13 protein-coding genes are annotated in these 16,014 nt (G+C 56.9%); 7 read left to right on the forward strand and 6 right to left on the reverse strand.

Annotated elements, in window-relative coordinates:
• Positions 1–54 precede the first annotated feature (54 nt).
• Genes ACR0BD_RS03190 through ACR0BD_RS03210 form a run of 5 tightly spaced genes read right to left on the reverse strand, consistent with a single transcriptional unit; the run spans position 55 to position 7,275 of the window.
• Entirely contained in the window at positions 55–1,410 is a 1,356-nt protein-coding gene (locus tag ACR0BD_RS03190) for a CoA transferase (protein WP_480828859.1), read from the reverse strand.
• The gene (locus ACR0BD_RS03195; RefSeq protein WP_480828861.1) at positions 1,407–2,561 is read right to left on the reverse strand and encodes an ABC transporter permease; all 1,155 of its coding nucleotides are present in this window, start codon (positions 2,559–2,561) and stop codon (positions 1,407–1,409) included. Before ACR0BD_RS03195 ends, ACR0BD_RS03190 begins: the two co-directional genes overlap by 4 nt.
• Positions 2,558–3,586: an ABC transporter permease gene (locus ACR0BD_RS03200; RefSeq protein WP_480828862.1), complete on the reverse strand. Its 1,029-nt coding sequence runs from the start codon at positions 3,584–3,586 to the stop codon at positions 2,558–2,560. The genes ACR0BD_RS03195 and ACR0BD_RS03200 overlap by 4 nt, the downstream gene beginning before the upstream one ends.
• Before the next feature lie 13 nt (positions 3,587–3,599).
• Positions 3,600–5,510, reverse strand: coding sequence for an ABC transporter substrate-binding protein (locus tag ACR0BD_RS03205; protein WP_480694884.1), 1,911 nt, complete (start codon positions 5,508–5,510; stop codon positions 3,600–3,602).
• Complete coding sequence (locus tag ACR0BD_RS03210; protein WP_480828863.1) at positions 5,503–7,275, reverse strand: ABC transporter ATP-binding protein; 1,773 nt, start codon at positions 7,273–7,275, stop codon at positions 5,503–5,505. Before ACR0BD_RS03210 ends, ACR0BD_RS03205 begins: the two co-directional genes overlap by 8 nt.
• Before the next feature lie 274 nt (positions 7,276–7,549).
• Here ACR0BD_RS03210 and ACR0BD_RS03215 point away from each other — a divergent pair, with 274 nt between their 5' ends.
• From ACR0BD_RS03215 to ACR0BD_RS03245, 7 genes are all read left to right on the forward strand, one after another.
• Positions 7,550–8,005 (forward strand): class I SAM-dependent methyltransferase, encoded by a 456-nt coding sequence (locus tag ACR0BD_RS03215; protein ID WP_480829391.1) that lies wholly within the window; start codon positions 7,550–7,552, stop codon positions 8,003–8,005.
• 16 nt (positions 8,006–8,021) lie between these two features.
• On the forward strand, positions 8,022–8,651 hold the full coding sequence (locus ACR0BD_RS03220; RefSeq protein ID WP_480828864.1) for a glutathione S-transferase family protein: 630 nt from the start codon (positions 8,022–8,024) through the stop codon (positions 8,649–8,651).
• Between the two features lie 111 nt (positions 8,652–8,762).
• Complete coding sequence (locus tag ACR0BD_RS03225; protein WP_480828865.1) at positions 8,763–11,165, forward strand: GcvT family protein; 2,403 nt, start codon at positions 8,763–8,765, stop codon at positions 11,163–11,165.
• The gene (locus tag ACR0BD_RS03230) at positions 11,165–12,718 is read left to right on the forward strand and encodes a trimethylamine methyltransferase family protein (protein WP_480828866.1); all 1,554 of its coding nucleotides are present in this window, start codon (positions 11,165–11,167) and stop codon (positions 12,716–12,718) included. Before ACR0BD_RS03225 ends, ACR0BD_RS03230 begins: the two co-directional genes overlap by 1 nt.
• Positions 12,719–13,393, forward strand: coding sequence for a TetR/AcrR family transcriptional regulator (locus ACR0BD_RS03235; RefSeq protein WP_480828867.1), 675 nt, complete (start codon positions 12,719–12,721; stop codon positions 13,391–13,393).
• Entirely contained in the window at positions 13,390–14,694 is a 1,305-nt protein-coding gene (locus ACR0BD_RS03240) for an NAD(P)/FAD-dependent oxidoreductase (RefSeq protein ID WP_480828868.1), read from the forward strand. The genes ACR0BD_RS03235 and ACR0BD_RS03240 overlap by 4 nt, the downstream gene beginning before the upstream one ends.
• Before the next feature lie 59 nt (positions 14,695–14,753).
• The gene (locus tag ACR0BD_RS03245) at positions 14,754–15,485 is read left to right on the forward strand and encodes a hypothetical protein (protein ID WP_480828869.1); all 732 of its coding nucleotides are present in this window, start codon (positions 14,754–14,756) and stop codon (positions 15,483–15,485) included.
• Positions 15,486–15,492: 7 nt separating this feature from the next.
• Here ACR0BD_RS03245 and ACR0BD_RS03250 read toward each other — a convergent pair whose 3' ends face one another.
• The gene (locus ACR0BD_RS03250; protein ID WP_480828871.1) at positions 15,493–15,852 is read right to left on the reverse strand and encodes a DUF3307 domain-containing protein; all 360 of its coding nucleotides are present in this window, start codon (positions 15,850–15,852) and stop codon (positions 15,493–15,495) included.
• Positions 15,853–16,014 lie beyond the last annotated feature (162 nt).

The raw sequence follows: 16,014 nt of genomic DNA on the forward strand, positions 1-16,014 counted from the left end.
CGAGACACAATTCAAGCTGTTGGGCCGGGCCGCGCGTTCCGCGCGGCGGTCGGTTCACGTGGTGAGCGAGGGCCAGGATGGTTGGGCTGTGCCCAGCTTGCAGGCTGGCAAGGGCCACGACATGCGGGCTTCACCGACGCGTAGGGCAGGCTTTAATCGATAACCTGGTCCCCATCCGGATTCTTCGGTCACGTCTGAGTAGTCCGGAGTGTCAGCTTTGGTGATCTTGTCGGATGTTTCCGATTTCCCGAGAACCGCAAGCAGCTCGGCCGTTCGTGCAAGAGACAACCGCGCTTGCATGACGGTGTTCCCGGACGCGGCCTCGGCCAATGCAGAAAGAACCGCGGCGGCCATCAAGTAGCCTGTAGCATGATCAAGCGCCTGTACAGGCAATGGTGTGGGTTTTTCAGCCTTGGCCCATTCACGGCCTGCGTCGGCGATACCAGCGCTCATCTGAACCAAGCTGTCAAATCCACGCCGATTGGACCACGGTCCTTGCCAGCCGTAAGCATTCAGGGTGACCTCAATGCGATTGGGTGCAAGTTCATCGCGCTTTGATTGGGTCAGCCCCAGTGCATCAAGCGCTCCGGGCCGGTAACCATGAACGAAAACGTCGGCCTGAGCTAGCAATCCTTGTAGTTTCTCAAGGCCCTGCGGAGACTTCAGATCAAGGTAGGCGCAGTTTTTGCCCAGAGAAATGTCCGGTATAACGCCGGGCTCGTCCCACTCAGGTGGATCGATACGCAGCACCTCAGCCCCGAAGGCCGCGAGCGTTCGTGTCGATACCGGTCCGGCCAGAACCCGGGTCAAGTCCAGCACTCGTAAACCTGACAATGGGCGTTCAGCACCGGCCTTGGGGCGGTCACGTAAGGTTATTTGGCGGGGATTGTGCCACCCGATCAACGGATCCCGTGATACGGCGCGGCCTTGGGGGTGATCGAGCCACTCTGCCCGGCTACGCATCGCTGCGGCGACCCCGCCTTTGGCCACGATTGCGTTTTCCAGATCTCCGGCATTCCAGGTCTTCACAGCGGCTGCGACCTTTGAGCGTTCGGCACCCACTTTGAGCACTTCCAAAGCCACTGCTCTGTGCCGTGGCAAATTTGTATGCAGCCTAATCCATCCGTCGGCCGCCTCATAATCGCCAGCGACGGCGTCCCACAGGTTCGGCATTTCCCAGCCATTGGGTTTGAAGGAAAACCCATACCACAGCGATGCGAGCCTGTGATCAACGGAAACTTCGGGCGCGGCACTTGAAAGGTTCAGAGCGGACATCAAACGCGCCAATTCTTGCCCAACGGCGGCAAAGCTGGCAGTGGCCAGTTCCGAAACCGCATAAACACTTGGGCGCGCGCCTGATCCCGTTACCCGATAGCTGTCAGCAGCTGGAAGGGCGGAGATCAGCGTCATTGCTGATACGGATCAAGGCTGTCGCGCAAACCGTCGCCCAGGAAGTTGAACGCCAGAACAACGACGATGATCGGAAGCATCGGAATCGCGGTCCACGGATAGATCTCGATCGAAGCCAGGTTCTGTGCATCGTTCAGCATCACGCCCCAACTGACCGCGGGCGCGCGCAACCCAAGCCCAAGGAAGCTGAGCGCGGTCTCTCCAAGGATCATCGCTGGGATCGACAACGTAGCCGAGGCAATCAGGTGCGACATGAAGTTCGGCAGCAAATGTTTGCGGATCACCCGCCCTGAACTGGCACCCATCATCTCAGCCGCGCGTACATATTCTTCTTCGCGAAGGGACAGGAATTTGGCGCGCACCGATCGCGCCAAACCGGGCCAATCCAGAATCCCAAGGATGATCGAAATGATGAAGAAAACGGCGACCGGGCTCCAGTTCGAGGGGACCGCTGCCGATAACGCCAGCCACAATGGCAGTTCCGGAAGCGAACGCAGCACTTCGATAACGCGGTTGATGACCCAGTCGATCCTGCCGCCGAAATACCCGGCCATGGACCCGAACAGGATGCCCAGGAAGAAAGACACCGAAATACCGATAAGGCCAACTGTCAAAGACAGCTGCGCGCCATACAGGATGCGACTGAAGACGTCCCGGCCCAGCCTGTCGGATCCCCAAAGAAACACGGTGGCGCCGTCAGGAGGACAAAACAAATGGGTGTCGCTTTTGATCAGGCCCGCCAGTTTATATTCAGCCCCTTCACAGAAAAACTTGATAGGGCGTGGGTCATCCGTGTTGGGTATGAATTTCCACTGGAAGGTCTCCAGATCCGCTTCGGCCACGATTGAGTAGACGTAGGGGCCTATGAACTCGCCCTCGTGAAACCAGTTTATGCTTTGCGGCGGCGCATAGAGGTGTTCGTCATTCCGCTCATTCGGGCCGTAAGGGGCGATAAATCCGGCGAATGGCAACATCAGATAGCAGAGCAGCAGGAAGACACCCGAGATCAGCCCCAGCTTGTGCGTTCGGAATTTTCGCCAGACCAGCAGCCAGTTTGGCGCGTCGAGATCGGCGCGCTCGACCTGTTGCAGGGCGGCGTTGGGATCAAATGGGGCGTCGTCGACATAGCGACCATCAGATCGTTTGCTCATGCCTTGCGCCCCTCATAGCGAATGCGCGGGTCCAGCATGACCAGCAGAATGTCGGAAATCATGGTGCCGATCAGCGTCAGCAATGCGACGAACATCAAGATGAACGCAGACAGGAACTGGTCTTGCGTTTTAAGCGCTGTCAGCAAGGTTGGCCCGATGGTTTGTAGACCCAGGACAACCGACACCAGAACCGATCCGGACACCATCGAAGGCAGCAGGTTGCCGATGTCAGCCACAAACGGGTTGAAGGCCACGCGCAGCGGGTATTTGGTCAGCATTCGTGATGGGGCCATACCTTTGGCGATGGCGGTTTCTACGTATGGTTTACCCAATTCGTCCAGCATGTTGGCCCGCAAGCGTTGCATCATCGCAGACGCGCCCGAGGTGCCGATCACAAAGGTCGGAACGATCAGGTGCAGCAGGATGGATTTTAGCTTGTCCCAGCTCATCGGTTGACCCTCGAAGGATGGATCCATCAAGCCGCCAATGGGTAGGTTGAAATACTGATGACCGTAATAAAACAGGATCAACGCCAACAAAAAGTTAGGAGTCGCCAGACCGAGATAGCCGACAAAGGCTGACGTGTAATCAATCCACGTCCGTGATTTTGCAGCCGCGAGAACGCCAAGAGGCAAAGCCACCGCGTAGACGAAAAGGATCGCGGCAAGGTTGACGACCACGGTCAGCCAAAGCGTGTCGCCCACGATCTCGGCGACAGGGCGGTCAAATTCGAAGGACCAGCCATAATTGCCTTGAATCAAGCCCTCGAACCCGTGGGGGCCCGGCCAGAATCCCATCCATATCAGGTACTGTTCCCACATCGGACGATCCAACGCATATTCGGTACGTAGAAATTCGGCCTTGGCCACACCGGCAGATTGACCCGAGGCCTGCAATTCCGCGATCTGGTTGCTGAGGTAGTCGCCGGGCGGCAGGTTGATGATCACGAAGATCAGGACCGACACCACAAGCAGCGTCAGCAGCATCGTGAAAAAGCGATACACCGCATAGCGCAGCATGACCATTTAGCTGCTCCTGTCAGTCGGCGAAGAAAAACTCGTCCGGACGATGAATGCCGAAATGCGCGCCGGGCTCCCACGCCCACATGGCCTGTTCGGGGACGTTACGCAGACGGTTCGACACGACAATTGGCTGGGGTGCCCCATTCAGAATACCGATAGCGTAAAGCTGATCTGCGTGGATTTTCAACATTTCACCCCACGCAGCCTCGCGCTCGGCGTCAGTTTCAGCGATTTCCCAGTCATGAGCCAACTGCATCAGACGTTCAGCTTCGGGCATGTCGGGCGGCTCACCGGCTTCGCCTCCGGTCTGGTAATATTGCCCCCATTTGGGCCAAGCCAGAAACACCTGATCGGTCGGGGCGAGGTACGCAGGTGAAGTGTGCAGTTGTGGAATGCCGTCATCCCAGCCGAACCACACGGATGCCATAGTATTTCCGGCAAACACGCGGTTGCGCAGAATGTCCCTGTCTAATGGACGCATCACCAGATCAACGCCGATTTCGCGCCATGTGTCGGTGACGATTTGTAGAGCATTTTCAACTTCCTGACGTTCGCCAGCGGTTTCGATGATCAGTTCCATCGGGCGGCCATCGGGCAACAGGCGAATGCCATTCTTGTCGCGTTCGTTCAATCCGGCCTCGTCCAACAGTTTGTTGGCCATATCGGCGTCGTGCTGCGCCCACGCGTTGGCATTTTCCTCGTCATAGAAAGGTGAGGCTGGCAAAACGGACATGGCGCCGGGTTGTGCTAGTTTGAAGTACAGCGCTTGGTTGATCGTTTTGCGGTCAATCCCCAGTGACAATGCCCGGCGAACGCGCACGTCCCGCAGCACTTCGCGCCATCCATCATCGGCGTAGTTCAGGTTGGGATAGATGGCGATTTGCGAGGCAACGCCGGTTTTCCACAGCAGTGTCTTGTAGTTCCCGCCAGCTTCGCCTTTCTTCAGGATCGAAGCATCGCGGAACGCCAGACCGCGTCCTTGCAAATCGGTTTCACCAGCATTGGTTTTTGCTGCGACCAGACCGGGTGCCACAATCTCCATCTCTACCACGTCGATATAGGGCAACTGCACGCCATTGCTGTCGATGCGGTGATAGTAGGGGTTGCGGACAAAGTTGTGGCGGATCTTCTTACCCGAGCTTGCATTCAGCCAGGGTTGCAAGGTCGGCAATTCGTGATTGTCGAATTTGTACAGGTTGTCCAACTTGTTGTGCAACGCCGCCCAACTGGTGACACGCGCATCTTCAACCTGAAACGCCAATTCTTCTACGTCCGCGAATTTCTCGTGGTACTGTTTGAGGAACTCGGACGGGCGATAAATAAATGGTGGTCGCGCTTGCGCCAGCGATTGCAGGAAATCCGGATTGGGTTCGTCCCATTCAAAAACAACGGTCGTTTCGTCCGGGAATGTTACTGTTGGCGCTTTGCCCTCGACGATAAGGAAATCTGGCGGCCCCGATGGGCTAAGCAGTTCGTTGTTGGCCACATCTTCCCACCAGTACCGAAAGTCCTCGGACGTGAAGGGCGACCCGTTTGACCATTTGTGCCCCTCCCGCAGCTTCAACGTGAATTTGCGGTTTCCTTCGTTTTCAAACGAGGACAGCAGGTCAGGCACAATCTCGTAGTTTTCGTCGAACCCGACCAACCGCGCATAGCCATAAACGACCATCTGACGGATGTCTTTCGAGCGGGTTACCATCGTGCGGAGCGTTCCGCCCGGCGTTCCAAACTCACGCCCCTTTGCAGCCAGATCGACGATCAGCGGCTCGTAAGGCAAACGTTCGTCAACAGGCGGGAGATTCCCGGAACTGACCTCGTCAGCCCAAAAATCATTTTCCTGGGCTTGAGGCGTTTCTGCCCATGCAGTCGTCATCCACGATGTGCACAGGGCGGCGGCCATTAACAGGGGGCGAGTGGTCTTAAACATGGCATCTTACCTTATGGCCGGGTTCCATCTCTACCAAGGAAGGTATCATGGAGTCGGTAAATCGGAAGGCGTCATCCCAACTGTCCGGCGAACCGGCGCCTAAAGCAACCAGATTTAAGTCGATGGGCCGGTTGATGTCGGGTTCCGGTTGAGCAGCAATCAACGCCTTGGTGTAGGGGTGGTGCGGGTTATAGAACAAAGTTTCGGGTGGGGCCTGTTCGACGACAAGGCCTCGTCGCATTACCGCAACCTCGTCGGCAATGCGGGCCACGACTGCAAGGTCGTGTGATATGAAGAAATAGGACAGGTTCAAACTTTCCTGCAGGTTTTCCAGCAGAGTCAGGATTTGTTCCTGCACGGAAACATCCAAGGCCGAGGTCGGCTCGTCGCAAACGATAAGTTGCGGGTCCAGCATCATTGCCCTTGCGATTGACAATCGTTGGCGCTGACCGCCGGAAAAAGCGTGCGGGTAACGTTTCAGCATGTCGGCATTCAGCCCGACCCGTTGCAACATCTCGGCCGCTTTATCACGTTGTTCGGAAGGTGAGCCGATCTTGTGGATCTCCAGCGGCTCGGTCATCGCATCCTGAATGCGCATCCTTGGGCTGAGCGAGCTGTATGGGTCCTGAAACACCATTTGGGCCTTGCGCTGAAAAGCGGTGCGCTGGGCGCGGCTCATGTGGTGGACAGTGATCGGCTGATCTGCAGGTGACGTGCGAAACAGAACTTCACCGCCGGGATCAGGGGGTTCGGCCCCCAGCGCGATGCGGGCTGCCGTGGTTTTTCCCGATCCGCTTTCGCCAACGATTGCCAGCGTTTTACCGCGTGCCAGTATTAGGTCTACGCCCCGGCACGCGTGGATCAATCGGTCCCCTTGCCATCCTTTGCTCGACCGCATGGTGTAGGTCTTGGAGACATCCTTCATCTGCAGGATCAGGTCTTCTGCGGGCATCGGAATGCCGACGGCGTCCTTGTCGGGGATCGCTGGAGCGGCGTCGAACAATTGTTGGGTGTAAGGATGTGCCGGAGACGTCAGGATTGGCGCAGCGGCGCCAGCCTCCATGACCCGACCCTTGTGCATGACGACCACCTGTTCGGCCATGTTCGCGACCACGCCAAGGTCATGCGTCACTAGGATCAAGGCCATCCCGGTTTCGCGCTGCAATTCTTTGATAAGCCCCAGAACCTGAGCCTGCGTCGTGACGTCCAACGCGGTCGTAGGTTCGTCGGCGATCAGCAGTTCCGGTTTGGACACCATGGCCATGGCGATCATGGCGCGCTGACGCATCCCGCCCGACAGCTCGAACGGATAAGAATCATAGGCGCGTTGCGGGTCAGGGAAGCCGACGCGCTCGAACTGTGTCAGCACTTCTTTGCGCGCTTCCGCCTCGGATGCACCGCGATGCAGCCACAGAACTTCGCTGACCTGATTGCCGATCTTGTGCAGGGGGGACAGCGATCGCATCGGCTCCTGAAAAATCATCGAGACCCGATTGCCCCGAATATTACGCATCTGACGCTCGGTGATCGCTGTAAGATCTTCCATGCCTTTGGAATCGTTCAGCGTAATTGTGCCCGATCGTATCTGCGCCGTGCGCGGTAATATCCGCAAGGCAGCCCGGCAAGAGATGGTTTTACCCGATCCCGACTCGCCGACCAAGGCCAGAGTCTGCCCGGCCTCGACGTCAAAACTGACGCCGTTAACCACAGCTTCACCGGCACCAAAGCCGATGCTCAGGTCTCTGACAGACAACAAAGCAGTCATACGGGTATTCCACCCGTTAGGCCGATACTCGGCATGAGCTAGTTCAACTCCCCGTGTTTTTTGACATAGTTTCGCTCGGTTGGGCCCAACTAGTCAAACCCGTTCTTGGGTAGAAATGTCGCGGTATTATGAAACTGGGGCCAAATTGCCTACACAAAGCCTTGAGGATTTGTCATCTAATGCGACGTCGGCCTCTGGTTATACGTCGGCAGATATCAAGGAGAGATTTCCCGTGCCCGATCCCCAAAGCCGCCTGGACCTGTTTATTGACCGTATGGTGTCACAACGCGCCTGTCTGGATTACGCAATCGCCGAGACAAGCGGCATGTCCGGACCCGTATTCGAACTGGGATTGGGTAACGGGCGGACCTATCACCATATGGTTCAATATATTCGGAACCGTCCGGTTTACGTTTTCGAGCGGGCCGTTGCCTCGCACCCTGATTCCACACCGCCAGAGGACCGCGTAATTCTTGGGGACGTGCGCGACACCTTGCCAGCGGCGACCGATCGGTTCGGAGCGACCGCCAGCCTGATCCACGCTGACCTTGGGGGTCACAACCGCGAAAAGAACGACGCCTTCGCCCGTTTCGTATCGCCTTTGATTGAACCGCTGCTCGCACCGGGCGGGTTGATGGTTTCCAGTGACCGGATGTATTTTGAAACGCTGACCGAGCTACCCTTGCCTGCAGGCGCGGTTGTCGGTCGGTGCTTTGTCTACCGGCGCTGATCGCAGAGGGACCGATATGCTTTTCTATGATTGTTCCACTGCCCCCAATCCGCGTCGGGCCCGGATGTTTATCGCGGAAAAAGGGTTGGAGATCGAAACACGCGACATCTCGATCGCGAAAGGAGAGCAACTGAGCGAAGCGTTTCGCGCCATAAATCCCAATGCGACGCTACCGGTTTTGATCACTGACGATGGTACCGTGTTGACGGAAAACCTTGGGATTGCCGCTTATCTTGAGGCGTACAGCCCCGAGCCACCTTTGATGGGGCGCACTGCGGATGAAAAAGGCTTGGTTCTGATGTGGAACAGCATCGTTGAGCAGCAGGGCGGAATGCCAATTGCCGAGGCGCTGCGCAATACACATCCCGCGTTCGAAGGTCGCGCAATACCGGGGCCGACAGGGTATGCGCAAATCCCCGAATTGGCACAACGCGGCACCGATCGCGTTGGCCGGTTTTTCCAGATGTTGGAAGGACGTCTGTCAGACAGTCCTTTTGTGGCGGGCGATAGCTTTAGTCTCGCCGATATATCCACCTATGTTTTTGTCGATTTCGCACGCGTTATCAAAATGCGCATCCCGTCGCAAAACGTCGCGACGCAGGCATGGTTTGACAAGATCTCGGAACGTCCAAGCGCACAGCTTTAAATAACCGCTTCCTGACGGCACTTGTTTCGCGCAATGAACTGTACAGAAATGTCTAGACAGATGTGAACAGTGCGTCTAGCGTCCTGTGCGAGTCATGCGGGGGAGTGCGGGATGAAATCTCAGTATCGTGTTGTCGTCATCGGAGGTGGTGTTGTCGGGGCATCCGTTCTGTATCACCTTGCCAAGTTCGGTTGGTCAGATGTGGTCATGCTGGAACGGCGACGGTTGGCTTCGGGATCATCGTGGCACGCAGCCGGAGGTATTCACGCGCTGAATGCGGATCCCAATATGGCCTCACTGCAGGCTTATACCATCGACCTGCTGAGCGAAATTGAAAAGGAATCAGGCCAGAATATCGGGCTTCATATGACGGGTGGTCTGACACTGGCGGGAACGCCCGAGCGGTGGGAATGGCTGCAGGCCAACTACCGCATCTTCCAGTCCATCGGCATTGATGACTGCGAGTTGCTTTCACCCGAAGAAGCGCAGAAGCGTTGCCCGATCATGTCTACTGATGGCGTTCTGGGTGCGATGTGGGCCGATCGCGAGGGCTATATCGACACGACTGGCACGGTGCAGGCTTATGCGACAGCGGCCAAGAAACGAGGTGCCGAATACTACGAAGAAACCAAGGTCGAGGAACTGATCCAAACCGCCGATGGCTGGCAGGTCGTGACCGACAAGGGCACCATCACCTGCGAGCATGTGGTGAACGCCGCGGGTCTTTGGGCCAAACAGGTGGGCCGTATGGCAGGGGTTGAGCTGCCGGTCTCTCCGCTGAAACACCACTATCTGATAACCGATACGGTACCCGAGGTTGCGCAGGCGGATTTTGAGATGCCGATGACCGTGGACCTCGAAGGGTTCACCTATATGCGGCAGGATCAGAAGGGTGTTCTGGTTGGCATCTACGAGGTTGACCACGAACACTGGGCCATGGACGGGGCACCTTGGAACTATGGCGAGGAACTGTTTCAGGAACAGCTTGACCGGATTGAAAATGAGCTGACGCTGGGTTTCGAACGCTACCCCTCAATCCAGAATGTGGGCATCAAGACATGGGTGAACGGCGCGTTCACCTTCTCGCCCGATGGTAACCCTCTGGTCGGGCCGGTGCCGGGCAAGCGGGGCTATTGGTCGGCCTGCGCGGTGATGGCCGGGTTCCTGCAGGGCGGTGGCGTCGGTAAAACGCTGGCCGAGTGGATGATCCATGGTGAGCCCGAGGCCGACGCATGGCCCATGGATGTGGCGCGCTATGGCGATTTTGCGCAGAACAAGCGCTATATTCGCGAGACAACCGGTCAGTTCTATTCGCGCCGTTTCGTGATGACCTATCCGAACGAACAACTGCCCGCAGGCCGTCCCCTCAAAATGGCCCCGGCGCATGATGCGATGACCGAAGCCGGGTGCAAGTGGGGCGTCAGCTGGGATCTTGAGGTGCCGCTGTACTTTGCGCCGAAAGGGTTTGAGGAAACGCCGACGCTGAAACGGTCGAACGCGCACGACATCGTAGCTGAGGAATGCAAGGTGATCCGGGAAGGTGTGGGTCTGCTAGACATCTCAGGCTTTTCGCGATTCGAGGTAACGGGTCCGAATGCGCTGGCCTGGCTGGATAAGGTCATGGCCTCAAAACTACCCGCGCCGGGGCGCGCCAAGCTGGCCCCGATGCTGGGCGAGAACGGGCGGCTCAAGGGTGATCTGACCGTGCTGAACTGGGGCGATGGCACCTGGTGGATCATGGGCAGCTATTACCTGCGCGCCTGGCATATGCGCTGGTTTGATGACCATATGATGGATGGCGTCACCGTCCGCGATCTGGGCGAGGAATACTGTGGGTTCGCCGTTGTTGGCCCGAAATCAAAGGTGGTAATTGAGAAACTGGCAGAACAGGATATCTCGGGCCTGAAATTCATGGGCTGCGGGAATTTCGATATCGGTCTGGTTCGTGCCCGCGTCGCGCGTATGTCAGTGACCGGTGAGAAGGGATACGAGATCAACTGCCGCTATGGCGATCACGTCAAACTGCGCCGGATGCTGTTAGAAGCGGGTTCTGACGAGGGTATCCGCGAATGTGGGTTTAACGCTATGCTTTCCACGCGGTTGGAAAAAAGCTTTGGTATCTGGTCGGCGGAATTCACGCAAGCTTACACGCCCGGCATGACAGGCATGGACCGCTGGATCGACTGGGATAAGGAATTCATCGGCAAAGACGCTGCCATAGCTGAGCGTGACGGCAATGGACCCGCACAGGTACAGGTGACGCTTGAGGTGGACGCACTGGATGCGGATGCCAGCGGGTACGAACCTGTTTGGGCCGGTGACGAACGTGTAGGATTCGTGACCTCGGGTGGCTACGGGCACTACACAGGTAAATCGCTGGCAATGGCGTTGGTTGATCAGGACAAGGCGGAACCGGGGACTGAGCTGTCGGTGCATGTCGTCGGTGTTGAAAGACCCGCCCGTGTCGTCGCACCATCCCCCTACGACCCGCAGGGCAAGGCGATGAGGGGCTGATGGACGTCTCACAAACCTCTGAGCGCGGACGGCGACGGCGGGGACGCGGCGCGGATGCCAAGCCAACGCCGAGCCGCGATGTAAATTACCGTCAGCTCAAAAACCCGTTTCCTCAGATGGAGGTTTTTCCGGCAGACCAGATTGCCGACATGCATGAAACGGCATTGCGGGTCTTGCAGGAACTGGGGGTGAAATGCCTGTTGCCAGAAGCGCGCCGTATCTACGCCAAGGCGGGCGCGCGCGTGGATGAAAGCACCGAAATGGTTTTCATCGGACGCGATTTGGTTGAGGCGGCGGTTGCCTCGGCCCCGAGATCCATCGCCTGCAGGGCAGGGGCACGGCGGCGCGATTTCACCCTGGAACTGGGCAGCCTAGTTTTTCAACCCGGCGCAGGTGCCCCGAACGCAACAGATCTTGAACGCGGTCGTCGCCCGGCATCCGGACAGGACTATCTGGAGTTTCTGAAGCTCACGCATCATTTCGACGTGTTCCAGATGATCTCACCACAGGTCGAACCTCAGGATGTGCCGACCAATCTGCGCCATTACTTTACTACGCAGGCGCAAATGGAATTGACGGACAAGTTTCCGTTTTTCTTTTCGCGCGGTACGCCGCAAGTGATGGATTGCTTTGAGATGCTATCCATGGCGCGCGGTTTGTCAGACGCAGAATTTTGCGCCAACCCGCATTGCTATACAATCATAAACACCAACAGCCCGCGCACATTGGATATCCCGATGGCGCAAGGGTTGATCGACTTTGCGCGCCATGGCCAGATGTCGATCATCACGCCGTTTACTTTGATGGGTGCGATGGCGCCGATCACGGTGGCCGGGGCTATTACTTTGTCCCACGCCGAGGCGTTGGCGGCTTTGACCCTGACCCAACTGACAAATCCCGGCGCTCCGGTTTGTTATGGAACGTTCACCAGCAATGTTGACATGAAATCCGGTGCGCCAGCCTTTGGAACACCATCCCATTTCCAGGCGTCGCTTGCTGCAGGCCAGTTGGCGCGGCATCTGGGGCTGCCGTGGCGGTCGGCGGCAGGGTCTGCGGCCAACATCAACGATGTGCAGGCGGCGAACGAGAACCAGTTCGGGCTGTGGGGCTGTCTCATGGCTGGGGCCACGGTCATAATCCATTCGGCCGGGTGGTTGGAAGGTGGCCTGACGGTATCCTTCGAGAAAATGATCTGCGACGCCGAAGTGCTGAATATGGTGGCCGAACTATGCGCCGGGGCACAGGCCGGAGCTGACGAAATCGGCTTTGACAACGCGCTCAGTGAGGTTGACCCAAGCGGGCATTTCTTTGCCGCCAGCCAGACAATGGAGCGGTATAACACCGCGTTTTACGAACCGCACTTGCATGATTATGCCAACTTCGGAACCTGGACCGAACGCGGTGCCGTCGATGCCAATCACCGTGCGACGGGTGTGTGGAAGGATATCCTCGCCAATTTCCAAGCCCCGACTCAAGATGCAGGGCGCCTTGATGCGTTGCAGGATTTTATCGCCCAACGGACGCAGGAGGGCGGCGCACCGCCGGAGAGTTAAATGAATACCAAACCCATCCTCCATCGCGACGACCCAGAGGCCGAACCGCTGGTCGGCAACGTCAAAGTTACGCGTGACGACTGGTTGAACGTGGCAATGGATGTGCTGATCTCAGACGGGATCGACCAGATCAAGGTTCTGAATCTGGCAGAGAGGATGGCCGTGTCGCGGTCGTCCTTCTACTGGTATTTCAAATCACGTCAGGAATTGTTGGATGCGTTGCTGGCACGCTGGCAAGCGCTGAATACAGCGGCGCTGGTTCAACAGGCAGAGGCACCGGCGCAGACCATTACGGCCGCCGTCTGCAACGTGCAGAGATGTGTTGTGAATACCGATCTGTTCGATACTGCGCTTGATTTTGCCGTGCGCGATTGGGCGCGCAAATCCGGCAAAGTGCGACGCGCGCTGGATCAGTCGGATACGCGTCGTCTTGAGGCCCTGCACGCAATGTTCACGCGGTACGGGTATTCCGAGATCGAAGCCGAAACCCGGGCCAGGGTGCTCTATTATATGCAGATCGGATATGATCTTGCGCAGTTGAACGAACCATTCTCGACCCGGATATCAATGGTTCCTCATTACCTTTACGCCTTTACCGGCGTCGAAGCCAAACCCGAAGAAGTTGAAGAATTCAGCGCATATTGCAGGCGCTATTGGAAAGGAGATCCGTCATGACCCAACCAGATGCAATCATCATCGGAACCGGCGTAATCGGCGCAGCCACCGCGTTTGAGATGGCAAAGGCTGGGTGGAAAACCCTTTCGCTGGACCGCAACACACAGGTGGGGCACGGCTCCACCGCAGGGTCCTGTGCGATCATTCGAATGCACTATTCAACGTTTGATGGCACCGCATTTGCGTGGGAGGGGTATCACTATTGGCGTGACTGGGCCCAGTATCTTGGACTGCCTGCAGATGCCAATCTGGCGCAATTCCGCGAGACCGGTTGCCTAGTCATGAAGACCGACGCCAATGAGATGTTGGTCAAGCACATGAAAAACAGTGCCGATCTGGATTGCCCGTTCGAGGAATGGTCACCTGAGAAAATCACCGAACGTCTGCCCGTGTATTCTCTGGAGAGCTACGCACCTGCGCGTCGTATGGATGACCCCGAGTTTGGCCAGTCAAACGGGCGCAAGATGCAAGGGGGCGTGTTTTGGCCTCAGGCCGGATACGTGACGGATCCAGCCTTGTCAGCGCAGAATCTGATGGAGGCTGCGAAGCAACACGGGGCCGAATTGCGAACGGGTGCCGAGGTTGTCGAAATCCTGACGGATGGCGGACGTGTTTCCGGTGTCAAACTCGCCTCGGGTGAGGTGATCAACGCCAAGGTTGTTGTGAACGTTGCCGGGCCGGGCTCGGCGATTGTGAACAAGATGGCGGGCGTATTGGGCGACATGACCATCGAAACCCGACCGTTGCGTCAAGAGGTCGTGCACGTTCCCGCGCCTGAAGGGTTTGATTTCGAAAACGACGGTACAATCGTGTCAGACAGCGATATTGCCCTGTATTGTCGCCCTGAGCATGGCAACCACATTCTGGTCGGTTCCGAAGACCCGGAATGCGATCCGCATCAATGGTGCGAAGATGACGTGAACTACAATCACGATTTCACCGATCAATGGACCACGCAAGCCATGCGTTATGCACAGCGTGTTCCAACCTTGGGTATTCCGTCCAAAACGCGGGGGGTTGTTGATTTGTACGACGCGTCGACCGATTGGATTCCGATCTATGACAAATCCAGCCTGCCGGGATTCTACATGGCTTGCGGTACAAGCGGAAACCAATACAAAAACGCGCCGATCGCCGGAAAGATGATGGCAGCACTGATCGATTATTGCGAAGGCGGTGCGGATCACGACTCTGACCCGCTGCAGTTTGAACTGCCTTATATCAAGCGTACGATCAATGTTGGGTTCTATTCGCGCAAGCGCCCGATCAACGAAGAAAGCAGTTTTTCAGTCTTGGGGTAGTTTAAGTCCGAAAACGTTCTACACTTTCCTGTGACCGCAGAGAAAGGCAGGACCCCGGAATGACCGAGACGAAGCCACGCGTGTTGATATTGGGAAGCGCTCCGTCAGCTATGGCAGCGCGAGATTGGGCGCGCGATGCTTTTTCGCATATTGTCGCGATCAATAACGCATGGCGGATTCGCCCGGATTGGGACATCCTGATCCACCCCGAGGATTTCCCGCAAGAGAACCAGCCACAGGTACTGGCGGCAGGTCAACGGATCGTCGGCGCAGAGGAATATGTTCCTTTGCAAAACGAATTCGGCGGGTTCGTTTATGCCGGTGGAACGATGGCGTTTACAGCCGGGTATTGGGCTCTGGCCGCGTTGAAACCATCGGTTTTGGCGTATTTCGGGTGTGACATGATTTACCCGAAATCGGGCCAGACGCATTTCTACGGCCAAGGCACGGCTGACCCGTTGCGCGCAGATGTGACGCTTCGGTCGCTCGAGGCGAAGTCGGCGCGCTTGGCCTTATTTGGCGCGGCACAAGGCTGTCACACCGTCCGACTGTCTAGAGGTGAAAGCCGTCTTGTTTTTCCTTCGGCGTCGATCGAGGCGCTTTTGTCGGCTGACTTGCCTTCGACAGCGGGGATGGATACAGCCCTGCGGGCGGAACGCGAGTTGGGTTATTTCGTTCCATCGGGACGTTACTGGGAAGTGAGTCAGGCATTTGATCCTGCCAGCATAGATCGCATTGACCGGCAGTGGTTGTCTGCATACCGGCAATCCGAAATAGAGAATGTCGCCTGAATATTCGCTAGGCGGCGAACTTCACCCAAGCCCAGACCATCGCCACATAGGTTAGGTTGTGCAGACACTGGTCCAATCCAGCAGCGCGCCAAAAGGCTGCCTGTGACGGCATAAGTTGCTTTTTGTCGGAATAGCTGGCTTTGGCGAAATCGATATTGAAATGAACGATCCATTCAAGTGCCGCGATGATCAAAATAAATGACCACGGCGCGCCAAACAGAAAAAACACAATGACCGAGCCCACAATATGCACTGCTGCATGTTGTGCGCGTCCCATATGGAAATATTCAGCCCGCCCCGCCAGCATTTTGGGCGTCTGGAGGTAGTAGTCCGCAAACATATGTTTGATCTGCAATAAGCAGAGCATCAAAAACACTGCGCCTAAATTGGCATGCAACTGAATCCTCCCGATATCGTCCTGTGGACGAGACTAGGGTTTAATGTGTGGTTGCGCAAATGAACTTGTTCACACTCGGCGAATATCTGATCAAATTTGAAACTATTTGCGTCGTCTGTATTGATTACGGTA

The organism is Ruegeria sp. G5 (assembly GCF_056533365.1).